Genomic DNA, 22,489 nt, shown 5'->3' with positions numbered 1-22,489 from the left:
GTGACCCGTGAGCAGCGAGGCGGGTTTTTTGGTCCAGATTTTTGCGGCGAGTGGTTCGCTCGCGGAGCGAGCGAATCCCGAAGCGGAAAAAGGTGGATGCAGAGATTGCGATCGAGCCGCTGGCGGCCGCGGAAGCGTCGGACTAGCGGTTTTTTCGTTTGTCTCTGACTCGTGTCGGTTCCGTCCGTGTTTATTTTTCCGAACCGGTGACAGTAACGCTGCCATAAACGTCTTGGCCGCTGACTTACCAGCTATGAGTAGTGAACTCTCGGGTCGCCGTCCTCGCGTTCGTCGTCTTGCTCGTCGGTAGTCTGCCAGCTGGCGTCGGTGCGCTCGAGCCGGCACAGGCGACTGCGTCGCCAGTCACCGCTGAGTCGACCGCTGGCCCCGTCCCCAGCGAGTCGCTCGCGTCGGTCGGGACGAACGCCGGCTCGGCGGCGACCAGCGGCTCCGAGGACGTCGTTCTCCGGGAGACGGTCCTTCACCATCGACCTGACGACCCCGACGTTTTCGAGGCGGAACTGACGGTCCACGTGCCGGATTCGGTGACGGAACTCGAGATCGAACTCGCGGGGGCTGCGACCGTCGAGTCGATGTCGGGATTCGAGCGGACCGGCGAGCGGACGTTCGAGTGGACCGAGGACACCGATAAACCGATGATCCGGTACACGATGCCGGCGGATCGACGGGGCGGTGGCGACGAGAGCGGCGTGGGTTCCTCGAGCGAGGGCTACACGTTCATCGACACCGGCGAGTGGGGTATCGTACCGGTCCCCGACGTGGGAATCTCGGTGCGAGGAACCGAGTCGGTCGGCCTCGAGCGGTCGGCGCGCGTCGACGGACCGGGGGCGACCGGCGGCGACATCGCCTTCTTCGGCGAAGTAACGGAGCACGAGCGAGCCGTCGACGGCGGGCGGATCAGGCTGATCGTTCCCGAGGTCGCGGACCTCGAAGAGTCGCCGGACGCGATCCTCACAGCGCTCGCGGACGCTCGCGAACGACTCGCGGTCGGATCGCGGCGGGACGAGGTCTTCATGGTCGCAGTGCCGAGCGATATCGACTGGGGATCGAAACGTGGGATTCAGTACGGAGCGTCGGACGCGTGGGTCGTCGACGACGCCACGCTCGACGAGCCGAACCCGGTCTGGCTTCACGAGTACGTCCACGTTCGTCAGCGGTTTTCCGGCAGGAGCGACGACACCGCCCCCGAGACGAAGTGGGTCGTCGAGGGGCAGGCCGACTACTACGCGGGCCTGCTCGCCCTCGAGAGCGGGCGTACCGATTTCGGCGACTTCAGCGGCCTCCTCGAGCGGGGTGAACGGTCGTCCTACGCCGACGCGGTGCTCTCCGATCCCTCGACGTGGGACGATCCGAACACGCCGTACACGAAAGGAGCGCTCGCCTACGGCGAGATCGATCGACAGCTCCGAATCGCGACGGACGGCGATCGCACGCTCGAGGACGTGTTCCGGACGCTGAACGCTCAGGAGGGGACGGTGACCGAGGCGGATTTCCTGGGGGCGATCGAGGACAACGGCGGCGCGAAGGTCCGCGCCGTGGCGGAACAGTACACGCGAACCGAGTCCACCCCGGAGATGTGGAGCCGGAGCCAACACCGGAGCGCCTTCGATCAGGAGGTGGCCGCCTTCGAGTACGGACTGGGGTCCGATCCGATCGAGGTCGGGGGACAGGAGTGGCCGCGCTGGACGGCCGCGGAGACCAGCGGTACCGACGGAGACCCCGACGTCATCGCGGTTCCGGCCGGCGAACCGGTGACGATTCCGAGCACCGTCACGAACGCCGGCGATCGCGAGGGAACCTACGACGCGACCCTGGAGGTCGACGGACGGGTGGTCGACCACCGGCGGGGGACCCTCCCACCGGGCGAGGAGACGAGCCACGCCCTCTCGTGGACGCCATCCGATCCCGGCGAGTACGATATCCGCGTCGGCTCGGATCGGCTCACGGCGGTCGTCCGTTCGTCCGCGAGCGTGACCGTCACCGACCTGCAGGTCGCGCCCGACAGCATCGAGCCAGGCGAACCGGTAACGGCGACCGCGACGGTCGAAGCCGCCGATGATCGGCCGGCGGCGGCCGTCCTCGAGTTCCGGACGGTAGACGGCACCGTCGCCAACCGGTCGGTGGCGCTCCGACCCGGCGAGACGACGACTGTCGATGCCGAACTCCGGTTCGACGAGGACGGCCGGTACGAGGTGGCCGTCGGCGACCGGACCGCGGTCGTCAGCGTCGGCGGCGGCCCGGCCGCGGCGGTCGATGACGTACCCGGATTCGGTATGCCAGCTGCGCTCGTCGCCTTCGTGACGGCGCTCGCAGCTACACTGCTCGCTCGGCGCGGCTGACGCTCGCGGGCACCGACACGTCTTTCGGTCGGCTACCCGGTGCATTCTCCGACACAGAAATCGACGGCGACGGTCGTTTCGCCGCCTCACTCGAGGTCGACGCGGAACTCACAGCGCTCGGCGCCGTCGTCGACACAGGCCGTTTTCGTGACGGGCGCGTCGCCGTCGAACGCGGCGATCACGCCCTCGAGGACCCCGTGGGCCAGCCCGCAGTACTGCTGGTCGCGGTGAGTGTCGTACGTGACGACCGCGTGATCGGACTCCAGCGTACAGGATATCGCCGGAAGCGACGTTTCCTCGGTCGCGCTATCGATGTCGTCGTAAACGTCCTCGAGTCCGCCGAGGAGTTCGTCGACGTCCCAGTCGCCGCGGATGTGAGCGCTGAACGTCGAGAGTAGTTCGGGAGCGAGCGTCTTGCCGAAATCCCGCTCGATCGCGCGTCTGTCCTGGGTCGCCATCGTCGAGAGCGTCTCGAGGATCGCGTCGATCTCCGCGTCGTCGTAGTGGGAGACGGGGAGGTACAGCTTCGGCTCGAGGTCGGATCGCTCGACGATCGTGTCCCAGGTGCCGTCGTCGGTTCGGTCGACGACGTACTCCTTGAGGGTCTTGTGGACGATTCCGTGCATCTGGTCGATTAGTCCGTTGTCCGCAATCGGTCCGATTCCGATTCGCATTCGTCGCGGCCGAGACCGTCTCGTGCCACGCGCTACCAACTAAGCACGATGTCTGGCCACCACTTAATCGTTTAGTTACAGGTTCGTTGCGAGCGCCGGGGCGACCGAAATAGTCTCGACACCGCGCTCGATGGTGTCGGTGCCGTAGATCGCCTCGACGCCGGCCCGCGAGAGTTTCGTGACGGCGTCGCGCGCGAGGAGCGGATGAACGCAGGTGACGAAGACCCGACCGACGTCTCGTTCCTGTAACACGGCGACCGCTTCGCTCATGGTGGATCCCGTCGCGATGATGTCGTCGACGACGACCACGTCGCGGCCCGCGACGTCGACGTCGCTGGGCGAGATATCCACCTCAGTACCGGAGTGGCGCGTCTTTTCGAAGTAGTCGGTCTCGCCCGCGCCGTACGTGTCCCGGACCGTCTCCGCGAGCTCGACGGCACCCGCGTCGGGAGAGAGGAAGACCGGATCCGCGAGGTCGGCGGGGAGCGGCTCGGCCAGTCGACCCGCCGCGTCGACCGCGGTCGCGGTCGGCTCGAAGAACTTGCAGACCGCCCGTTCGTGGGGATTGACCGTCACCACGCGGTCCGCGCCCGTCGAAATCGCACGGGCGACGGCCCGCGCGGAAACGGGATGTCCCGGCTCGAACGCGGCGTCCTGTCGGCCGTATCCCATGTAGGGAAGGACGGTGACGACCTTCTCGACGCCCGCCTCCCGGACGGCGTCCTGTAACTGGAGCACCTCGAGGTGGGCGTCGCTCGAGAGCGTCGACGCGACGATCACCGCCCGATACGGCTCGGCCTCGGCCACGCCGGGGACGGCCGCCAGCAGTTCGCCGTCGGGGAACCGGTCGTACTCGACCGCAGCGAGCGGTTCCTCGAGTTCGCGTGCGAGCGCTGCGGCGAGCGTCTGCGACGTGGATCCGCTAACGATCATAGTCGGTGGGACAGGCCGGGGGGTAAACCAGTTTTCGTTCTCGGACCGAGAGACGCGCCGCTCCGCGAGCGGTAGCGCTGTCCGCAAAAGCCCTTCGTAGCTTCACCTTGTGACCAGAACCACTTAAACGAGTGCTCGGTTCCGGACTCGCAGCGTCAGCTGTCGGCCGCGTAGCGCGGCACTGCGATGCCCGTTACGTCGGTGACGCCGAGCGCTCGTTTTCGCCACGTCCCGTCCGTCGCCGTGCGGAACACGCCGCCGGCCGTGACGGCGTACACCGTTTCGCCGTAGTCGACGCCGACGATCCGGTCGCTCGAGCGACTCCCCTTCTGCCACTCGTCGTCGGTCGCGTCGTACTCGTAGAGGATCCGGTCCGCGACCGCGTGTGCGCGCTCGAGACGGCCGGGTTCCGTGCGCGGATCGGCCGCGACGACGTCGAACGCCCCCTCGCGGATCTCCATCCAGCCGTTGCCGAGCTTGTAGAGTCCGTCGGCGGTGGCGGCGAGCGGGACGCCGGCGGCCGAGACGTCCCGGACGTCCGTCAGTCCGGCGTGGTCGAGCCCGCCGTCGTGGACGCGGTAGACGCCGCCGTCGGTCCCGACGAGATCGCCGTCGATCGCTCGCACCGCTCGACCGACCTCGTCCTCGAGCGTCGTCCACTCGTCGGTTCCGGCCGGTCGAGCGGCCACGCGGCCGTCCGGGCCGGCCGCGATCAGCTCGCCGTCGTCGTTGCCGACGGCGACCGCCGGGCCGAAGTCCGTCCCGACGAAGGTCTCGTCTGCCGGTTCGTCGACACCGGCTCCGTCCGGAAGGTCGAGTAGCCGAACGTCCTCGTCGGTCGCGACCGCGACGCCGCCGCGGGTCGCCGCGACGTCTCGAGCGTCACACCGCTCGCAGAGACCGAATTCGCCGACGGCGTCGCCGGCCACGCGGACGCGGACGACGCCGATTCCGCTCGCGATGTAGACGGTAATCGCCCCGCCGCGATCGCCGTAGACGCGTTTCTCTTCGATCGAGTCCATACGGGACCGTGGCGGCGGCGGGCCGAAAACGTTCCGTCCGCGGCGGCTGTGGTCGAATCGGTTTGCGGAATCCCTTTGAGGTGGCCGGTCAGACTAGCCGGTAATGCAAGTCTTCGGATCGAGCGGGACTCGAGGCGTCGCCAACGAGGAGTTGACGCCCGCGTTCGTCCTGCGGGTCGCGAAAGCGGCGGGGACGACCTGGGGGGACGGCGACGGTGGGGACCGGGTCGCCATCGCTCGCGACACGCGCCATACGGGACGCATGCTGGCCGACGCGGCCGCCAGCGGGCTGGCGAGTACGGGAACCGACGTCGACCGCCTCGGGATCGTCCCCACGCCGGGCGCACAGGCCTACGCCGAACGGGAAGGGGTCCCCGTGATGGTGATCACGGCGTCGCACAATCCGCCGCCGTACAACGGGGTCAAACTCGTCGGGAGCGACGGCGTCGAACTCGCGGTCGCCGACCTCGAGGCGATCGAGGAGACCCTGCTCGCGGAGTCGTTCACCGTCGCTCCCTGGGACGAGACCGGTCGCGTCCACGAGATCGACGGCGTCGGCCGGGAGTACGTCGCCGACCTGCTCGCGGCCGCGGACCGCGAGACGATCGCCGACGCCGACCTCACCGTCGCGCTCGATCCGGGTCACGGTGCGGGATCGCTGACCAGCCCCGAGTTCTTTCGCGAACTCGGCTGTCGCGTCGTGACGGTCAACGCCCAGCCGGACGGCCACTTCCCCGGCCGCGATCCCGAGCCGGTCCCGGACAATCTCACCGATCTCGGTCGGCTCGTTCGGGCCACCGACGCCGACGTCGGCATCGCCCACGACGGCGACGCCGACCGCGCCATCTTCTTCGACGAGCACGGCGAGTACGTCGAGGGCGACGCCACTCTCGCCGCGCTCGCCGCCGCCGAACTCGAGCCCGGCGACACCACCGTCTCCGCGGTCAACGTCTCCCAGCGGCTGGTCGACGTCGTGAACGAGGTCGGGGCCGAGCTCGAGCTCACCCCAATCGGCTCCACGAACATCATCACGCGGATCGAGGAACTCGAGGACAACGGCGAACGGGTGCCGGTCGCGGGCGAGGGCAACGGCGGGATCTTCTTCCCCGACTATCGGCTCTCACGGGACGGCGCTTTCACGGCCGCGCGATTCCTCGAGCTAGTGGCCGAACGGCCCGTCAGCGAGATCGTCTCCCCCTACGACGGCTACGTCAACGTCCGGCGCAACATCGAGTACGAGTCGACGGCCGAGCGCGACGCGATGCTCGACGCGGCGGCCAACCAGGCGCAGGCCGCCGAGGCGGAACTCAACACTCGAGACGGCTACCGGCTGGATTACGGCGACGCCTGGGTGCTCGCCCGTCCCTCCGGAACCGAACCGCTCGTCCGGATCTACGCCGAGGCTCGCGACGGCGACCGCGCCGAGACGCTCGCCGAGGACATGTACGAGGCGCTGGCCGAGGCGAAGGCCGACGCCTGAGGTCGCTTCGGCTCGATAATTCGGCGATCGCTCGTCTCGAGTAGGGGAGCCGACGTGCGGTGACGCGCTGTGATCGGGTCGCCGTTGGGCGACCCGCGGAACGAATTTGCCCGTGGTTTTCGTGAATAGCGGGGGACCAGCGGTCACTCGGATCGTTCGCGCGGCGTTGCCGCGCGAAGACGCAGTGAACGAAGTCGTTCGATGCGGTAACGCCGCCCCGCGATGCCAGCGACCTTCCGCTTTCGCTCCGCACTCGAGAAATTCCATCGGTACTCGAACCGGCACCAGATAATTACCTGTCACGTTTTCATTAGTTATAAGTAAGGTTACGGTAACGTTCAACTGGAGCAAGTCTCCAAAGGCACGAGCGCAGGGGGCAGCGCACCCAAACGCCCCGGGTGGTTAGGACACCCGAGACTTGCTTCCAAACCCCTACCGAGGGTTTCGGAAGCATGCACACGTACATCCCGCCGAGATATAAACGTCCTGAAACGGAGTGAAATTAACGCCGTCGAGGAGCGACAGCACTCGGCGCACGGACCGTCCGTGCCGTTCCCGGAGGCCGCGATGACCGACGGGGAAGGGGACACACCCCAGTAGCAACTCCTGAACGGACGGGTGTGATCCGGCGATGGCACCCAGAGACGGCCTCCTCGATCGAAACGGCGTTCGATCGCCTCGGGGCCTCGTTCTCCGACTGCCTCCCCCCGCGGATGTTCGGTCGTGCGCGGGACCCTCGAGCCCCGGCGGAGAGCCGACCACTCGATCGCGCTCGGTCGAACCCACCATTCGAGACACACCGCCCCTCGACCACCACAATCGACGACGCCGTCGGGTGGTCGGCCCGCAACCGGGACCGCTCTCACGGCACGATCGTCACCGGAATCGCCGCGCGGCGCGTGACCGCTTCCGCGACGCTCCCGAGCAACATCCGCGAGACGCCGGCTTTTCCTTCGCTCCCCATGACGATCGCGTCGACGCCCGCCTCGTCGGCGTACTCGAGGATCGCGTCCGCCACGCCGTCGCCGTCGACGACGGCCGTTTCGGTCGAGCGGTCGTACTCGTCGGCGATCGCTCGCACGTCAGCGAAGAACGGGGGTTCGTCGTCCGCCGAGACGATGCTGCCGTAGTCCGCCTCGAGATCGCCGACCGCGTGGACGATCGACATCTGATCGGCGGGAACCCACTCGAACGCGTGCTCGAGGGCGGCTCGCGCCGGGTCGGAGTCGTCCATCGGGACGAGGACGTGTCTGGACATACGTCTCCTTCGGGCGGCGACGGCTAAAATCCGAGGTCGCCAGCCGACGCCGACGTCGACGGGCACGGCGACCGTCAGACCGGGTCGTCGACCTCGAGCGCCGCCTCGAGTCGCTCCCGTTCGGTCCGCAGGGCCTCGAGTTCGTCCGCGACGCGGCCGTCGGTCAGCCGCTCGCGTTCGGCGGGGGTGAGCTGTGCGACGGCCCGGGCGGCGGTCTGCAGCCGGCCGTAGTCGGACTCCGTCGCGAGCAGGCGGACCTCGCGCAGGGTCGCGACCACGTCTTCGTCGGCGATCCGAGCGACGAAGGGCCGGTACTCGCGCGCCCGGGAACGGAGCGCGCCGGCGGGTTCCGGCGGCCAGTCGATCGTCAGCGGTTCGGCGTCGATGCCGTCCAGATACGTCTGCTGGGTCGCGACCGATCGCTTGAGTTCGTCGGCGCTCTCGACGTAGTGGGAGAGCTTCGATCGGGAGTAGTCCGCGTACTCGAGCAACTCGGGGATCGTATACTCGCCGGCCTCGTTCTCGCGGACGTACGCCAACAGTTCGTCGGGCGGCTGCTCGTAGTCCACGAACGGGTACCACTGACTTCGCTCGAGCAGGTCGAACACCTCGCGGGCGCTGGCCTCGAGCCGATACTCTCGAAACGCCTCGCGGATCGCTTCGTTGTACGTCTCGATCGGCTCCCGGAGGCGGTCGACGGGCGCGTCCAGATCCGCGGTCGCCAGCTCGAGGAGCCGTTCGCGCTCCTCGATCTCGTCACCGATGGTCCGCAGGCGTTTATTCGCTTCTTTGCGGGCCTCCGCCAGTTCCTCGCGGGCGGCCTCTCGCTCCTCGAGCAGGTCGGCGTACTCGGCGGCCGGCTCGAGGGCCTCCGTGGCTCGCTCGAAGTCCGACTCGCTGAGCCGACGCTTGTCGATCCGCTCGAGGGCCTCCTCGAAGGCCTCGTATTCGGGGATGTCGTCCGACAGTCCCGACACCAGTCCGTCGAACTTTCCCTCGAGTTCGATGTACGCCTGGAAGTTCTCCTTGCCGGTGCCCGTCGCGCGGTCGACGTAGTCGTCCAGTAATTTCGTCGCGTTCCGGTAGGCCGTCGCGACCTCCGCGACGGTCTCTTCGCCGTGGTCGCCGATCCGCGTCTCGACCGTCTCGAGTCGCTGCCGGGCGGCCTCGAGGGACTCGAGCGGCGTCGGCTCGCCGTCGTCGGTCCCGGTACCGGTGTTCGAGCGGGCGTCGGCTGGAGGGACGCGCTCGCTCATCTCACTCGTAGACTGCTTCGGGATCGAACACCCGTTCGCCGACGTTTTCGCCTTCGACCGTCCGGTAGAAACACGACCGGTGGCCGGTGTGACACGCGCCGCCCTCCTGGTCGACCAGGTAGAGGAGGGTGTCGGCGTCGCAATCGACTCGCACCTCCCGGACTGCTTGCACGTGGCCGCTCGTCGCCCCTTTCTCCCAGAGTTCATCGCGGCTCCGGGAGTAGTAGTGCGCTCGGCCGGTCTCGCGGGTCCGCTCGAGGGCCGCCGGCGAGACGTACGCGAGCATGAGTACCTCGCCGGTGTCGGCGTCCTGTGCCACGGCGGGGACGAGCCCGTCCTCGCCGAAGTCGACCGAAACGTCGTCGTCCATACTCGCGATATCGGTCGTCCGAGCGATAGGTCTTTTGCCGCGGCGGAGCGTTCGCGGCGCGATCGGTTCGGGCGACCGATCCCGCTCAGTACCGTCGGTATTCGCCGGCAGACGGATCACCGTTATAGAGACGGCCTGCAACTGTTTCCTATGGGATATCACGTCGTCGACCCGGATGACATCGCGCCGGAATCGAATCGGCCGTCGGAGACGCGCTACATCAGTGACGCGATCGGCATGGCGAACCTGGGCCTTCGGATGTATCGCGTCGCGCCAGGGGAGGAAATCCCGCTATCGGGCCTCCACTACCACGACGAGCAGGAGGAGGTGTTCTACGTCGCCGACGGGACGCTCAGCGTCGAGACGCCGGATCGCGACTACCGCGTCGATCGAGGCCAGTTCTTCGTCGCCGAACCGGGGAGCCCGCACCGGGCGTACACCGATTCCGACGCCGACGGCGAGGCGACGGTTATCGGAATGGGGGCACCGCCGGTCAGCGACGCCCACGCCTACGAGGATTGATCTATAGTCGCCACTGAACCGATTCACACACTGATCGCAATGCAGTCGTGCGATCAGGTGTGCAGTGAGTTTCAGCGGCTACTGCGGTCCTGAGAGAAAGAACGCACGAGACGAAAGCGACTGCCGCGTCGGTCGGTATCCTCGAGCCCGCTCAGGCCTGCCCGTTCAGCGTGATGTCGCTGATGCCGATGATTCGCTCGTCGGCCTCAAGCTCCTCCTTGGCCGCGTCGGGGACCTCGCTGTCGACGTTGTAGACGGTCAGCGCCTCGCCGCCGATGGTCTCGCGGGCGTTGAACATGCCGGCGATGTTGACGTCGTGGTCGCCCATTACCGAGCCGATCAGGCCGATGACGCCGGGCTCGTCCGTGTTGCGCGCGATGACCATCCGTCCGTGGGGGATGGCGTCGACGCGGTAGCCGTCGATGCGAACGATGCGCGGGTCGTCGCCGGCGAAGAGGGTGCCGTCGACGGACACCTCGTCGTCGTCGTTGCTGACGGTCACGGAGATCAGGCTCTGGAAGTCCTCGGCCTGTCTGGTCTTGGACTCGGTGACGTCGACGCCCCGGTCCTCGGCGATCTGGGGCGCGTTGACCGCGTTGACCTGCCACTCGAGGGGTTCGAAGACGCCCTTGAGCGCGCTCGCGGTGACGAACTCGACGTCCTCGTCGGCGATGTCTCCTTCGTAGACGACTTCGATGTCCTCGATGCGGCCGTCGAGGAGCTGTGCGGCGACCTTGCCGGCGGTCTCCGCGAGGTCGATGTAGGGCTCGACGCGGGGGAACGCGCTCTCGTCGATCGAGGGCGCGTTCAGGGCGTTCGCGACGGGTTCGCCGATCAGTGCGGCGTTGACCTGTTTCGCCGTCGAGGTGGCGACGTTCTCCTGTGCGGCCTCCGTCGAGGCACCGAGGTGGGGCGTGACGATGATGTCGTCGTGCTCGAGCAGCGGCGAGTCGGCCGGGAGCGGCTCCTCGGCGAAGACGTCGATCGCCGCGCCGGCGAGGGTCCCGTCCTCGACCTTGGCGGCCAGCGCGTCCTCGTCGACGACGCCCCCGCGGGCGCAGTTGACCAGGTAGCCGTCGCCCAGCAGGTCCAGTTCGTCCTCGGCGATCAGCCCCTCCGTCTCGGGGGTCAGCGGCGTGTGAACGGTCAGGAAGTCCGCGGCCTCGAGACACGGCTCGAACTCGACGAGGTCGGCACCGATGCGGTCGGCGCGCTCCTCGCTGATGTAGGGGTCGTAGGCGACGATGTCCATCCCCAGCGAGTCGAGCTTCTTTGCGACCTCCTGGCCGACGCGGCCGAGGCCGACGACGCCCAGGGTCTTGCCGTCCAGTTCGGTCCCGAGGTAGTCGCTCTTCGCCCACTCGCCGTTTTTCAGGCGGATGTGGGCCTGCGGGATGGATCGGGCGGTCGCGAACGTCATCGCGACGGTGTGCTCGGCGGCCGCGCGAACGTTCCCTTCGGGAGCGTTGGCGACGATGACGCCGTGATCTTTCGCGGCGTCGATGTCGATGTTGTCGACGCCGATCCCCGCTCGGCCGACGATAACCAGATCCTCCGCAGCATCGAGGACCTCCTCGGTGACCTCCGTTCCCGAGCGGACGATCAGTCCGTTCGCGTCGGAGACCGCCTCGAGGAGGGCGTCGCCCTCGAGTTCGTAGCCCGTCTCGACTTCGTGCCCGGCGTCTCTGAGTACGTCCAGACCCGCATCCGCGATGGGATCCGTGACGAGAACCTTCATGCGCGAGACAATCGCGCGGAACACGTAAACCCTTCCGTTGTGGTCGTGCGCGGCAAAAAATACCGCTGCCTGTCGCGATCGAGGGAGGGAGCACGCGGGACGAACGACGCAGGCGTGGGCCCCGACGCTGTCGACGCCGCCACGGGCCGTGTCGTATTCGACGGTGAACGGTAACCGATCGGCACCGGAACCTCCCGCGATCGCCGTCAGTGGATTCGGCGTCTCGCTCCCGCCAGTCGGGAACTACCGGTCGCCGTTATATGTCTCCGGAACACACTGTTTCGTATGTACGATCGGATCCTACTGCCGACCGACGCGGAGGAGGGGACGGAACTGGCGATCGAACACGCGATCGCCCTCGCGGAACACACCGACGCCGCGCTGGACCTGCTGTACGTCGTCGATAGCGACGTCTACAGCTCCTACAGCGGCGACGAGTACGTCCACGAGTTCGAGGGGCTCGAGGCCGCCCTCGAGCAGATCGGCGAGGACGCGCTCGGATCGGCCGCCGAGGCGGCCCGGGCGGCGGGACTCGAGCCGACGACGGTCGTCAGGCACGGCTCGCCACACGAGCAGATCATCGGGTACGCCGACGAGGCGGACGCCGATCTGATCGTCATGGGGTCGAAGGAACGATCCGGCGAGTACCGCCAGTTGCTCGGCAGCGTCACCGACCGCGTCGCCCGATTGGCCTCCCGTCCGGTGACGATCGTCAAGACCCCGGTCGTGGACGGCGAGTAGCCCCGCCTTCGTCACTGCGTTCGCGGGAGGTGGACGGTGACGCAACTCCCCTCGCCGTCGTCGCGCGGCGCGTAGTCGAAATAGCCGCCGTAGTCGTCGACGATCAGGCTGGCGAGCCACAGTCCCAGCCCGTTGCCGTGTCTGACTTGCGTGACCGGTTCGTCGTTGAAGATTCCGGCCCGCTCGGACGCGGGGATACCGGGGCCAGTGTCGTGGACGTGAACGGAGACCGTCTCGGTGCCCTCGTCGACGACGATTTCCACGACCGACTCGTCGGTGTGAACGATCGCGTTCTGGACGAGTTCGTCGAGAACGGTCGCGACCCGATCGTCGCCGAGGACGACCGCGTCCGTGGCCCCGGTGATCGTGACCGTACTCGCGGGATATCGATCGCGGAGGTCGTCGACCACCGTCTCGAGGACGTCGCCGACGGCCACCGGCGTCCGCAGGCGACCGTCCTCGAGGGTCGCGTCGGCGAGTTCCTTCGCCGACTCGTTGAGTTCGATCAGGGATTCGGCCGCCGCCGCGATCTCGGCCGCCTCCTCGCGGTGGGCCTCGTCCGTCAGTTCCGCGAGCAGCGTCTCTGCGTACCCGCCGATGACGTTGAGTTCGTTGCGGAGGTTGTGCCGGAGCAGTCGGTGGAGGACTCGCAGGTGCTGCTCCCGGAGTTTCAGTGGGGTGACGTCTCGCCCCTCGGGGACGAGCAGCTGAATCTCGCCCCGCTCGTCGGTGATCGGTCGGATCGAAAAGTCGATGATGGCGGTTCGGTCGTTTCCTCGAACACGGATTTCGTCCCGGAACAGCTCTCCCTCGCCAGCGCGTTCGACTCCTTCGAGGGCCGTTTCGCGCGACTCGTCTCCGAACTGGAACCAGTAGGTGTCCCAGATCGGTTTCCCGACGACGTCGTCCCGCTCGAGCCCGGCGAACGCCAGCGCGGTCTCGTTCACCTCGAGGACGGTGCCGTCGGGATCGAGGAGGCCGGTGAAGTGGTAGGTGTTGTTGAAGACGGCCTCGAAGCGGCGCTCTCGGGCCTTTCGGTCGGAGATGTCCCGAAAGAGGCCGGTGAACAGCCGCTCGCCGTCGTGGGTGTGTTCCCGCAGACTTACCAGCACGGGCACCTCGTGGCCGTGCTTGTGTACGGCGGGAAGTTCGATCCCGTCCCAGTCGATGTGTTTCTCGCCGGTCCGGAGGTACTTTTCTAACCCGGCGGCGTGGGCCGGCTGAAGTCGGTCGGGAATCAGCGTCATCTTCGAGGAGCCGATGAGTTCCGCGGGGTCGTAGCCGAGGATCGACTCGATCGCGGGGTTGGCGAAGACGATGGTGCTCTCCTCGTCGATGGTCAACAACCCCTCCGAAGTGTTGGCGACCAGCTGTCGGAAGAACTCGCCCTCCTCGAAGGGGTACAGCGGCGACTCGAGAGCGTCGGTCGATCTCGACCGCTCGCGCTTCCGATCGCCGTCGGTCACACCAGGGAAACAGGTGGGACTCCTTATATATACACCGGCTACCCGTCGTGACGCGAGACGAGCGACTGTCGGGTTCTCGGGTTGTCGCGATGGACACGAAACGGCGGTCCCGATCGCCGCGAACGCCTGCGCAGCGGCCGGATAGCGACGACCGCACCGAGAGGGGCCGCGACGACGATCGCGACGGGAAAACCTGAACTGGTTTATCCGGGGCCCGACAATCGGGGGGCAATGACAGTCGTTGCGTTCGACTTCGACGGGACGCTTTCCGACTCCGAAATGACCGTGCTGCTCGGCGACCGCCGCAGCGTCGCCGATAGCATGGCCGATATCACGGAGCGCGCGATGAACGACGAGATCGGGTACGCCGAGAGCCTGCGCCGGCGCGCGGCGCTGCTCGAGGGACTGCCGGACGCCGAGGCCGAGGCCGCCTTCGACGAGGTCGTCCTCCGCGAGGGGGCCGCCGACCTCATCGCGGAACTGAACGAGGCCGGCGTCACGACCGCTATCCTCACCGGCGGGTTCGAACGCGGCGTCGCGACGGCGCTCGAGCGGGAAGGCGTCTCCGTGGATCACATCGTCTCGAACCGGCTCCCGATGAAAGCCGGCGAGCTCACCGGCGCGGTCGACGGGCCGCTGATCGAGGGCACCAAGGACGACGCGCTCGCGGACCTCGCCGCCGACGTCGGCGTCGACCTCGCGGACACCGTCGCGGTCGGCGACGGGGCCAACGATCTGCCGATGCTCGAGGTCGCGGGGCTGGCGATCGGTTTCGAGCCGAAACCGGCGGTCGAACCGCACTGCGACGTCGTCGTCACGTCGATGGCCGAGGCTCGCGAGACGCTCGTCGACGACGGCGTCCTCGCCGAGCGCTGATCGGGAGGCGACCGAGCCGATTCTCGCCGTCGTAATCCGGCTTGCACTTCTCCGGCGCGGCACCGATACCCGTCTGCGGTTTCTACTCACCGATCCGTTCGAACGGCCGATTCCAGCGACTGTCATGGCTAACGACCGATTTCGGCACCGACGAAGTTATTAACTCGTGAGCGAGTAAGTAGTTTTGATGATGTGGCAAGACCTCGTATTCATGCTCGGAAGCGGCCTCTCGATCGTCTTTCTCGCGCCGACCCTGCGCGACGCGAGCGCGCGGGTTCCGCTCGGCACGAGCCTCCCGTCGATGGGGATCGGATTCGTGTACGGAATGACCTTCTTCACGCTGGGAATGAGTTTCTCCGCCGCCGGCGCGGTCGCGGCCGGTACCATGTGGTCGCTGATCGCCCTGTTCCGTTCGCCGCAGGGGATCTCGATCGCGCTGCTCGGCCGCGAAAACCTCGCGCTGTTCGCCTCCGACGTGCAACACTGGCTCGCCCGCCGCCGGTCGGACCGGTCGGTCGCCGATCAGTACGTCTCGTTCGAGTCCGCGGACATCGATCGACTGTAGAACGGACTCGGGATTCGTCGCTATTCGAACGGTCGAATCGCGTCTCTTCACTCCGAAAACAGACTCGTGTGGACCGGAGCGAACTCGCCGGAGTCGTCGGCCTCCGGTGCCGTGTCGGTGATCGCACGGCCGGCGAGCCCGTCCTCGAGCAGGTCGGCCAGCGGCGGCCCGACTTTTTCCGGCTCGACGAGGAACGCGTCGTGGCCGTGATCGGATTCGACGACGTGGTGGGCGACGTCGACCTCGGCCTCGCGGCAGGACTCGGCCAGCGCTTCGGCCTGTTCGACGGTGAAGTGCCAGTCGCCGGTAAACGAGAGGAGGAGGAGTTCCCCTTCGAAGGCCGCGAGCGCGTCGGCGTCGGACTCGTAGCCCGCCGACAGGTCGAAATCGTCCATCGCGCGCGTCATGTACAGGTAGCTGTTGGCGTCGAACCGATCGGTGAACTTGTCGGCCTGGTAGTCCAGATAGGACTCGACCTCCCGATACGGGAAGAACGCGGCCGCGGGGTCCGGCGGCTCTTCGCGAACCGCCGCCCGCCCCGCCGACCGGCGGCCGAACTTGCGTCCCATCGAGGCCTTCGAGAGGTACATGATGTGGCCGATCTGGCGCGCTCGAGCCAGCCCCTCCTCGGGTTCGGGGCCGCCGTAGTAGTGGCCGCCGTTCCAGTTGGGATCGCCCGTGATCGCCCGCCGAGCGACGGTATCGAGCGCGAGACACTGGGCGTCGAGCCGAGCGGCGGTGGCGACCGCGCCGGCCCGCTCGACGTCGTCGGGATACCGGCGCAGCCAGTCGAGGACGTTCATCCCGCCGACGCTGCCGCCCACGACGGCGTGGAGCCGCCCGACGCCGAGCTCGTCGAGTAGCTGTCGCTGAGCCCGGGTCCAGTCGCCGACCGTGACCGGCGGGAAGTCGGTCCCGTAGGGCTCGCCCGTCTCCGGGTTCTCGCTCGCGGGCCCCGTCGTCCCGTAACACGAGCCGGGCGCGTTCGCACAGATGACGTAGTACTCGTTCGTGTCGATCGCCTTCCCGGGGCCGACGACGTCGCCCCACCAGGCCCGGGCCTGCCCCGCCGTGTCGCCGCCCGCGTCCGGCCGGCGGGCGACGTGGGCGCTGCCGGTCAGCGCGTGACAGGCCAGCACCGCGTTGTCGCCGGTGAACTCACCGTAGGTCTCGTAGGCGACCTCGAGGCTCGGGATCGACTCCCCGCTCTCGAACTGGAACTGCCCGAGACTGACCGTGTTCTTCGTCGTCACGATGTCTCACCCTCCTCGCGACAGGCTCGCGTCGCCGCCGCGATCGCTTGCTCGAGGTCGGCGAGAATGTCCGCGGGATCCTCGATCCCGACCGACATCCGGATCAGGTCGTCCGTAACGCCCGCCTCTGCCCGCTCTTCGGGCGAGAGCTGCCCGTGAGTCGTACTCGCCGGGTGGATTACGAGCGTCTTCGCGTCGCCGATGTTCGCGAGGAACTGGGCGACCTCCACGTTCTCGCAGAAAGCCTTCCCCGCCTCGAATCCCTCTTCGAGTCCGAACGCGACCATCCCGCCGTAGTCCTCGAGGTATCGTCTGGCATTGTCGTGGGTGGGATGGTCCACGAGCCCCGGATGGGTGACCCAGGCGACGTCCTCGTGGTCGTCGAGGTAGTCCGCCACGATCGAGGCGTTCTCGCAGTGCTTCTCGACGCGCAGGGGCATCGTCTCGAGCCCCTGCAGCGTTTGCCAGGCGTCGAACGGTGACTGCTGGTTGCCCAGACTGCGCAGCGACCGGAACCTGGCCGTCGCCGCGAAGGGTGCCTCGGGGAAGTCCCGCGAGAAGTCGACGTCGTGGTAGGCGTGGTTCGGCCCCGCGATCTCCTCGTAGCCGTGCTCGCCCCAGGGGAACGAGCCGCCGTCGACGAGGACCCCGCCGACCGTCGTGCCCGAGCCGTGGAGCCACTTGGTGGTCGACTCCCAGACGACGTCAGCCCCGTGCTCGAGGGGGCGACAGAGCGCCGGCGTCGCGAAGGTGTTGTCCACGACCAGCGGGACGCCGTTGTCGTGGGCGATCTCGGCGACGCGCTCGAAGTCGGGCGTCACCAGCGAGGGGTTCCCGATCGTCTCGACGTGGACGAAGGCGGTGTCCTCGTCGATGGCGTCCTCGTAGGCGTCGTACTCGAGGGTGGGGACGAATTTCGGCTCGATGTCCCGTCGGGTCGCCGTCTTCGAGAAGTAGGCGGTCGTCCCGCCGTAGGTGTCGGTCGAACAGACCACGTTGTCGCCCGCCTCGGCGAGGATCAGTACTGCAGAATCCAGCGCGGCCATGCCGCTGCCCGTCGCCACCGCGCCCGCGCCGCCCTCGAGGTCCGCGAGGCGATCCTCGAGCGTGCTGACGGTCGGGTTCGCGATGCGAGAGTAGATGTAGCCGTCGTCCTTGAGGGCGTAGCGATCGGCGGCGGTGTCGGCGTCCTCGAAGACGTAGGAGGTCGTCTGATAGATCGGCGGTGCCATCGCGCCGGTCTCCGGATCGGGAGACTGGCCGGCGTGGACGCTGCGCGTGCCGAGTCCGTGCTCGCCGTCTCGAGACGCCTCCGGCGTCTCGTGGTCGGAGTCGGCGGTTTCACCGCCTCCTTTTCGAGACGTCGAAGACGTCTCGCGGTCGGCATCGTGCCCGTCGCTCGCGTCGTCGCTCATGTTTAGTATGCATACTCCTCCAGATTCATATGCGTCGCAGTAACGGCAAAAAACGAAGACTAGAGAATGTCACGCACGAACCACTGGGCTCGGGCCGGCGGTCGCGTCGAACGCGTTCGCTCGCAGGCTCAACCACTATTGAGAGACGACGCTGCTATCGAGACGTGCAGACAGTTTTCCACCTCATCGCCGACGAACCGGCGCAGCAACGGACCGCACTCACCATCGCGGAGAACCTCACGGAGGACGACTCCGTGGAAATCGACGACGTCGCGATCGTCGCGCAAGCCGACGGGATCGAACCCCTGACGGCCGGCGGGGACGGCAGCGAGACGGTCAAATCGCTGCTCGAGGCCGGCATCGCAGTCAAAGCCTGCAGCAACACGCTCGAAATGAAAGACCTCGCCGACTCGGACCTCGTCGAAGGCGTCGAAACAGTCCCCTCCGGCGGCGGCGAGCTCACCCGGCTACAGAGCGAGGGGTACGCCTACATTCGTCCGTAGGACCCTCGGATTTCGAGACCACGTGCGCCCATAGGTCTCGCCGCGTTTCGAGGGGCTCACTCGTGCTCGAGGGACTCGAGCATCGTCCGAACCGCACCCGACTCGGTCTCGAGGCCCTGAAACTGCGGGTAGACCGCGATGGCGATCACGAAGTCGTCGCCGTGGGCGACGGGCTCGCTGATCTGCAGGTAGACGTCGAGCGTCACGCCGGGCTCGAGCAGCCGAGCGCGCCCCTCGTAGCGGGCGAGCGTCGTTTCGGTGCCCAGAATCGACACGGACTCCTCGCCGGCGGAGCGGACGTCCTCGAGCCGGTCGTATCGGCTCTGGATCAGTTCGACGAGCTCGTCGGTCGAGTACTCGCCGACGGGGTTGAACGTCTTCCCGAGGACCGACACCTGCGGCGTCGTGAGGACGGAGACGATCGCCGCCTGTGCGCGCGTCAGACCGACCGAATCGAGCGCGATCGACCGATCGTACTCGGCGTACCAGTTCCGGGCCTCGATCGTCCGTTCGATTCCGAACCGGCCCACGGTCCGTTCCACGACGACTTCCTCGACGGTGTGTTCGCTGTACCCGGTCTCCTCGAGCGCCGCCTCGGACACGGTCCCCCGCGTCGACGAGAGCGAATCCCGGACGATATCCGTACAGCCGGCGACGACTCCGGTTCCGGCGGTCGCCCCCGCGGCGAGGAGCTGTCGGCGAGTGACTGTCATCGGTAGTTACAGGTCCGCAATGAACGAAAACGCGTCGGTTCCGGTCGCCGGATGGGCACCTCTACCGATCCGGAGAAATCATGCTCGTCCGGATCGAAACGAACGAGTTCATACTCCCGGAGAACCAACGGACGTCCGTGCACTCGAGCGACCGCGATCGGGTGGTGCTCGCCGCGCTCGTCTTCGCAGTGTTGTTCTCGCAGCTCCTGCTCTATCCGGGCGTCGCGACGCTCGTCGAGACGCTGGGCGCCGACGCGGCGACCTCGGCGTTCGCGGCGACGTCCCTCGACGCGAGCATGTGGTTCCTGGTCGCCGAGTTCGCCGCCTACGTCGCGTTCGTCGGGCTCTGGGGACTCGCGAGCGACGCCACCGGACGCCGGACTCCCTTCATCGTCGTCGGCGCGTTCGGCGGGGCGCTCAGCTACGCTACCCTCGCGGCGGTCCCGGCCATCGGCACTGTCCCCTTCGAGGGGGTGCTTCTCCTGCGCGTCGGTCAGGGCGCGATGACCATCGGCGCGTTCTCCCTGACGATGACCATGCTGATGGACCTCGAGGGCGGCCACGGCCGGAACATGGGTGCGGCCGGGATCGCGATCGGGCTCGGTGCCGCGCTCGGCGCGCCGATCGGCGGGCAGCTGACGGCGGTCGATCCGGTCGCGCCGTTGCTCGTCGCCGCCGGCTTGCTCGTCTGCGTGGGTACCCTCGTCACGCTCGTCGAGGATCGAATTCCCGACGAGCGGCGGAGTATCAGCGCGCTCGCGGACGGCATCCGCCGGCGGCCGACGTTATCCATTCCGTACGCGTTCGGCTTCGTCGACCGGCTCACGGCGGGCTTCTTCGCGCTCGTCGGGACGCTCTACTTTCAGGAGACCTTCGGCCTCGACGCCCGAATGACCGGGCTCCTGCTGGCGTGTTTCTTTGCGCCCTTCGCGCTCTTGCAGTACCCGATGGGCGCGCTCTCGGACCGGATCGGCCGCACGGTCCCGATCGTCGTCGGATCCGTCTGTTACGGCGGCGGGATCCTCCTCGTCGGTGCCTCCCCCTCGGTGGCGACCGCCGCGGTCGCGATGGCGGGCGTCGGCGTCCTCGGCGCGCTCGTCGCCCCCGCGACGATGGCGCTGGTCACGGACCTCGCGGACGAAAACGAGCGCGGCGTCGCCATGGCGGGGTTCAACCTCGCCGGAAGCCTCGGCTTCCTCGGCGGCTTCCTCGTCGGCGGCACCGTCGCCGGCACCTACGGCTACGACCTCGCGTTCGTCGTCGTCGGCGGCCTCGAGATCGCGATCGCCGTCGTCACCGTGCCGGCGTTCCTGCGGCTCTCGCTCGAACCGACCGATCGGTTCCGATCGGAGGATCGAGGCGACGCCTGAACCGGTCCGGAAGCGCATACTGTCTCCCCGATCGACAGTACGTATATTGTGGTATGTATTGTCATAACATCGGAGTGATAGAAGGTATCAATTTTTATGTGGCCGACCCCAACTTCCGATGATGGCACGAGACAAGGCAGTTTCACGGCGGACAGCACTGAAGCTCACGGGCGCGGCCGCATCGACGGCGCTCGTCGCCGGTTGCAGTGGCGGCAACGGCGGCGGTAACGGAAACGGTAACGGCAACGGTAACGGCAACGGTGGCGGCGCAAGCGAGTACGAAGCCAGCGCCGGCGACGAGATCATGTTCAGCGGCCAGACCTCCGAGTGGACGGGAGTCAGCCCCTCGGCGATCGAGGGCTCGTCGAACCCGACGCTCATCCTCTCGGAGGGCGAGGAGTACACGATCGGCTGGAACGAGGGCAACGGCCAGCCACACAACATCGAGATCCGTAACGACAGCGACGAGGTCGTCAACGATCTCTCTACCGAGACGGTGTCCGAGCCGGGCGAGGACCAGACGCTGACCTTCACGGCCAGCAGCGAGATGACTTCGTACGTCTGCCAGCCCCACTCCTCGCAGATGGTCGGCGACATCACGGTCGAGTAACGACTCTCACCGCCGTTTCCGACAGCGACTGCCGCTGAGTCCTCTCTCGCGGCTCGCATCCGATCGCACGGCTGTCGGGCCGGAGAGGCGCAGCCCGTTTTTACCGCGAGTACCGCTCCCGTCGCAGCGACCGCTGCGTCACTCACCCCGCCACTCCCGCTGTGGTATCAAAAGTACCATACCGTCACGCGTCCCAGTGACCCGTACTCGAGTGGTTTCCGTGACTAAGAAACGCGAATACAACGACGACTATCCCGACAAGACGCTGTATATCCCGGGTCCGACGGAAGTGCGCGACGACGTCATCGAGGCGATGTGCGAGCCGATGTTCGGCCACCGCATGGACCGGATGACGGACCTGTACACGACCATCGTCGAGGACACGAAGGAATTCCTCGGCACCGACAACGAGGTCGTCATCTTGACGGGGTCGGGCACGGAGTTCTGGGAGGCCTCGACGCTCAACCTCGTCGACGAGAACATCCTCGTCCCGACCTGTGGCAGCTTCAGCGAGCGCCACGCCAACGTGGCCGAGCGACTGGGCAAGGACGTCGACAGGCTCGAGTACGAGTGGGGGCAGGCGATCAAGCCCGAAGACATCCGCGAGACCCTCGAATCGAGCGACAAGCACTACGACGTCGTCGCCACCGTCATGAACGAGTCCTCGACGGGCGTCCGCAACCCCATCGAGGAGATCGGCGACGTCGTCGCGGAGTACCCCGACACGTACTTCGTCGTCGACGCGGTCTCCGCGCTGGGCGGGGACATCGTCGATATCGACGAACACAATATCGACGTCATCTTCGCCTCGAGCCAGAAGGCGTTCGCCATGCCGCCGGGGCTCGCCGTCTGCGTCGTCAGCGACGACGCGTACGAGCGCGAACTCGAGAAGGAGTCGGCGTCGTGGTACGGCGGCTTCCAGCGCACGATCGACTACTACGAGCGGAAGGGGCAGACCCACTCCACGCCCGCGATTCCGATCATGCTGGCCTACCGGAAACAGATGAAGCACATGCTCGAGGAGGGCCACGACGCGCGCGATCAGCGCCACCGGGAGATGGCCGAGTACACCCGCGAGTGGGCCCGCGAGCACTTCGACATGTTCCCCGAGGAGGGGTACGAATCGCAGACGGTGAGCTGCATCGAGAACACGCAGGGGATCGACGTCGCCGCGACCATCGAGGCCGTCAGCGACGAGTACGACATGGTCTTCTCGAACGGCTACGGCTCGCAACTCGGCGAGGAGACGTTCCGAATCGGCCACATGGGCGAACACGACCTCGAGAGCATCAAGGAACTGACCGACGCGATCGAAGACGTCGCAGATCTCTAACCTGCCGCTCGAGGGCGGTCTAATCCGGATA

At 67.3% G+C, this 22,489-nt stretch carries 21 protein-coding genes; 10 read left to right on the top strand and 11 right to left on the bottom strand.

Annotated elements, in window-relative coordinates:
• The first annotated feature begins 260 nt into the window (after positions 1-260).
• Entirely contained in the window at positions 261-2,360 is a 2,100-nt protein-coding gene (locus NDI89_RS17225) for a CARDB domain-containing protein (RefSeq protein ID WP_277523215.1), read from the top strand.
• A gap of 86 nt (positions 2,361-2,446) precedes the next feature.
• Here the strand turns inward: NDI89_RS17225 and NDI89_RS17220 are convergent, their stop codons facing one another.
• From NDI89_RS17220 to NDI89_RS17210, 3 genes are all read right to left on the bottom strand, one after another.
• Positions 2,447-2,986, bottom strand: a complete 540-nt coding sequence (locus tag NDI89_RS17220) for a heme NO-binding domain-containing protein (RefSeq protein WP_277523388.1) — start codon at positions 2,984-2,986, stop codon at positions 2,447-2,449.
• A 123-nt stretch (positions 2,987-3,109) separates the two neighbouring features.
• Positions 3,110-3,967 carry a ribose-phosphate diphosphokinase gene (locus NDI89_RS17215; protein ID WP_277523214.1) on the bottom strand — a complete coding sequence of 286 codons (858 nt, stop codon included), beginning with the start codon at positions 3,965-3,967 and terminating at the stop codon, positions 3,110-3,112.
• 155 nt (positions 3,968-4,122) lie between these two features.
• A complete protein-coding gene (locus NDI89_RS17210) occupies positions 4,123-4,989 on the bottom strand; it encodes an HVO_0234 family beta-propeller protein (protein ID WP_277523211.1) in 867 nt (288 codons plus the stop codon).
• 103 nt (positions 4,990-5,092) lie between these two features.
• Between NDI89_RS17210 and glmM the strand changes: the two genes are divergently transcribed.
• The gene (glmM, locus tag NDI89_RS17205; protein ID WP_277523209.1) at positions 5,093-6,469 is read left to right on the top strand and encodes a phosphoglucosamine mutase; all 1,377 of its coding nucleotides are present in this window, start codon (positions 5,093-5,095) and stop codon (positions 6,467-6,469) included.
• An 862-nt stretch (positions 6,470-7,331) separates the two neighbouring features.
• Here glmM and NDI89_RS17200 read toward each other — a convergent pair.
• The 3 genes from NDI89_RS17200 to hisI form a co-directional block, all read right to left on the bottom strand.
• Positions 7,332-7,727, bottom strand: coding sequence for a universal stress protein (locus NDI89_RS17200; RefSeq protein ID WP_277523207.1), 396 nt, complete (start codon positions 7,725-7,727; stop codon positions 7,332-7,334).
• 74 nt (positions 7,728-7,801) lie between these two features.
• Complete coding sequence (locus NDI89_RS17195; RefSeq protein ID WP_277523205.1) at positions 7,802-8,983, bottom strand: DUF7118 family protein; 1,182 nt, start codon at positions 8,981-8,983, stop codon at positions 7,802-7,804.
• A 1-nt stretch (position 8,984) separates the two neighbouring features.
• Positions 8,985-9,353 (bottom strand): phosphoribosyl-AMP cyclohydrolase, encoded by a 369-nt coding sequence (gene hisI, locus NDI89_RS17190; RefSeq protein WP_277523204.1) that lies wholly within the window; start codon positions 9,351-9,353, stop codon positions 8,985-8,987.
• A gap of 150 nt (positions 9,354-9,503) precedes the next feature.
• Here hisI and NDI89_RS17185 point away from each other — a divergent pair, with 150 nt between their 5' ends.
• Positions 9,504-9,875 carry a cupin domain-containing protein gene (locus NDI89_RS17185; protein WP_277523202.1) on the top strand — a complete coding sequence of 124 codons (372 nt, stop codon included), beginning with the start codon at positions 9,504-9,506 and terminating at the stop codon, positions 9,873-9,875.
• 151 nt (positions 9,876-10,026) lie between these two features.
• Here the strand turns inward: NDI89_RS17185 and serA are convergent, their stop codons facing one another.
• Positions 10,027-11,613: a phosphoglycerate dehydrogenase gene (serA, locus tag NDI89_RS17180; protein ID WP_277523200.1), complete on the bottom strand. Its 1,587-nt coding sequence runs from the start codon at positions 11,611-11,613 to the stop codon at positions 10,027-10,029.
• 285 nt (positions 11,614-11,898) lie between these two features.
• Between serA and NDI89_RS17175 the strand changes: the two genes are divergently transcribed.
• Entirely contained in the window at positions 11,899-12,354 is a 456-nt protein-coding gene (locus tag NDI89_RS17175) for a universal stress protein (RefSeq protein ID WP_277523198.1), read from the top strand.
• An 11-nt stretch (positions 12,355-12,365) separates the two neighbouring features.
• Here NDI89_RS17175 and NDI89_RS17170 read toward each other — a convergent pair whose 3' ends face one another.
• On the bottom strand, positions 12,366-13,820 hold the full coding sequence (locus NDI89_RS17170) for a PAS domain S-box protein (protein WP_277523197.1): 1,455 nt from the start codon (positions 13,818-13,820) through the stop codon (positions 12,366-12,368).
• A gap of 231 nt (positions 13,821-14,051) precedes the next feature.
• On the opposite strand from NDI89_RS17170, the gene serB reads away from it, so the two are divergent.
• Together serB and NDI89_RS17160 are read left to right on the top strand one after the other, a co-directional pair.
• Entirely contained in the window at positions 14,052-14,696 is a 645-nt protein-coding gene (gene serB / locus NDI89_RS17165; protein ID WP_277523195.1) for a phosphoserine phosphatase SerB, read from the top strand.
• A 187-nt stretch (positions 14,697-14,883) separates the two neighbouring features.
• Positions 14,884-15,261 (top strand): hypothetical protein, encoded by a 378-nt coding sequence (locus tag NDI89_RS17160; protein WP_277523193.1) that lies wholly within the window; start codon positions 14,884-14,886, stop codon positions 15,259-15,261.
• 47 nt (positions 15,262-15,308) lie between these two features.
• Here NDI89_RS17160 and metX read toward each other — a convergent pair whose 3' ends face one another.
• Positions 15,309-16,514 carry a homoserine O-acetyltransferase MetX gene (gene metX / locus NDI89_RS17155; RefSeq protein ID WP_277523192.1) on the bottom strand — a complete coding sequence of 402 codons (1,206 nt, stop codon included), beginning with the start codon at positions 16,512-16,514 and terminating at the stop codon, positions 15,309-15,311.
• Positions 16,511-17,929 (bottom strand): O-acetylhomoserine aminocarboxypropyltransferase/cysteine synthase family protein, encoded by a 1,419-nt coding sequence (locus NDI89_RS17150; protein WP_277523189.1) that lies wholly within the window; start codon positions 17,927-17,929, stop codon positions 16,511-16,513. Before NDI89_RS17150 ends, metX begins: the two co-directional genes overlap by 4 nt.
• 164 nt (positions 17,930-18,093) lie before the next feature.
• On the opposite strand from NDI89_RS17150, the gene NDI89_RS17145 reads away from it, so the two are divergent.
• Positions 18,094-18,432, top strand: a complete 339-nt coding sequence (locus tag NDI89_RS17145) for a DsrE family protein (RefSeq protein ID WP_277523186.1) — start codon at positions 18,094-18,096, stop codon at positions 18,430-18,432.
• A gap of 56 nt (positions 18,433-18,488) precedes the next feature.
• Here NDI89_RS17145 and NDI89_RS17140 read toward each other — a convergent pair whose 3' ends face one another.
• Positions 18,489-19,145, bottom strand: coding sequence for a DUF6517 family protein (locus NDI89_RS17140; protein ID WP_277523184.1), 657 nt, complete (start codon positions 19,143-19,145; stop codon positions 18,489-18,491).
• 137 nt (positions 19,146-19,282) lie between these two features.
• On the opposite strand from NDI89_RS17140, the gene NDI89_RS17135 reads away from it, so the two are divergent.
• The 3 genes from NDI89_RS17135 to NDI89_RS17125 all read left to right on the top strand — a co-directional run bounded on the left by NDI89_RS17135 (position 19,283) and on the right by NDI89_RS17125 (position 22,458).
• Positions 19,283-20,515 (top strand): MFS transporter, encoded by a 1,233-nt coding sequence (locus NDI89_RS17135; protein ID WP_277523386.1) that lies wholly within the window; start codon positions 19,283-19,285, stop codon positions 20,513-20,515.
• A 121-nt stretch (positions 20,516-20,636) separates the two neighbouring features.
• Positions 20,637-21,125 carry a plastocyanin/azurin family copper-binding protein gene (locus NDI89_RS17130; protein WP_277523182.1) on the top strand — a complete coding sequence of 163 codons (489 nt, stop codon included), beginning with the start codon at positions 20,637-20,639 and terminating at the stop codon, positions 21,123-21,125.
• Positions 21,126-21,345: 220 nt separating this feature from the next.
• Positions 21,346-22,458, top strand: a complete 1,113-nt coding sequence (locus NDI89_RS17125) for a pyridoxal-phosphate-dependent aminotransferase family protein (RefSeq protein ID WP_277523180.1) — start codon at positions 21,346-21,348, stop codon at positions 22,456-22,458.
• Positions 22,459-22,489: the final 31 nt, after the last annotated feature.

Origin of the sequence: Natrinema salsiterrestre, from assembly GCF_029502005.1 — an archaeon.
In the GTDB taxonomy this organism is placed as follows: domain Archaea; phylum Halobacteriota; class Halobacteria; order Halobacteriales; family Natrialbaceae; genus Natrinema; species Natrinema salsiterrestre.
This window is presented reverse-complemented; position numbering and strand designations above follow the sequence as displayed.

Coding starts and splice junctions, on each gene's coding strand:
- NDI89_RS17220 (WP_277523388.1), bottom strand. CDS start 2,986: ATGCACGGAATCGTCCACAAGACCCTCAAGGAGTACGTCGTCGACCGA.
- NDI89_RS17215 (WP_277523214.1), bottom strand. CDS start 3,967: ATGATCGTTAGCGGATCCACGTCGCAGACGCTCGCCGCAGCGCTCGCA.
- NDI89_RS17210 (WP_277523211.1), bottom strand. CDS start 4,989: ATGGACTCGATCGAAGAGAAACGCGTCTACGGCGATCGCGGCGGGGCG.
- glmM (WP_277523209.1), top strand. CDS start 5,093: ATGCAAGTCTTCGGATCGAGCGGGACTCGAGGCGTCGCCAACGAGGAG.
- NDI89_RS17200 (WP_277523207.1), bottom strand. CDS start 7,727: ATGTCCAGACACGTCCTCGTCCCGATGGACGACTCCGACCCGGCGCGA.
- NDI89_RS17195 (WP_277523205.1), bottom strand. CDS start 8,983: ATGAGCGAGCGCGTCCCTCCAGCCGACGCCCGCTCGAACACCGGTACC.
- hisI (WP_277523204.1), bottom strand. CDS start 9,353: ATGGACGACGACGTTTCGGTCGACTTCGGCGAGGACGGGCTCGTCCCC.
- NDI89_RS17185 (WP_277523202.1), top strand. CDS start 9,504: ATGGGATATCACGTCGTCGACCCGGATGACATCGCGCCGGAATCGAAT.
- serA (WP_277523200.1), bottom strand. CDS start 11,613: ATGAAGGTTCTCGTCACGGATCCCATCGCGGATGCGGGTCTGGACGTA.
- NDI89_RS17175 (WP_277523198.1), top strand. CDS start 11,899: ATGTACGATCGGATCCTACTGCCGACCGACGCGGAGGAGGGGACGGAA.
- serB (WP_277523195.1), top strand. CDS start 14,052: ATGACAGTCGTTGCGTTCGACTTCGACGGGACGCTTTCCGACTCCGAA.
- NDI89_RS17160 (WP_277523193.1), top strand. CDS start 14,884: ATGATGTGGCAAGACCTCGTATTCATGCTCGGAAGCGGCCTCTCGATC.
- NDI89_RS17150 (WP_277523189.1), bottom strand. CDS start 17,929: ATGAGCGACGACGCGAGCGACGGGCACGATGCCGACCGCGAGACGTCT.
- NDI89_RS17140 (WP_277523184.1), bottom strand. CDS start 19,145: ATGACAGTCACTCGCCGACAGCTCCTCGCCGCGGGGGCGACCGCCGGA.
- NDI89_RS17130 (WP_277523182.1), top strand. CDS start 20,637: ATGGCACGAGACAAGGCAGTTTCACGGCGGACAGCACTGAAGCTCACG.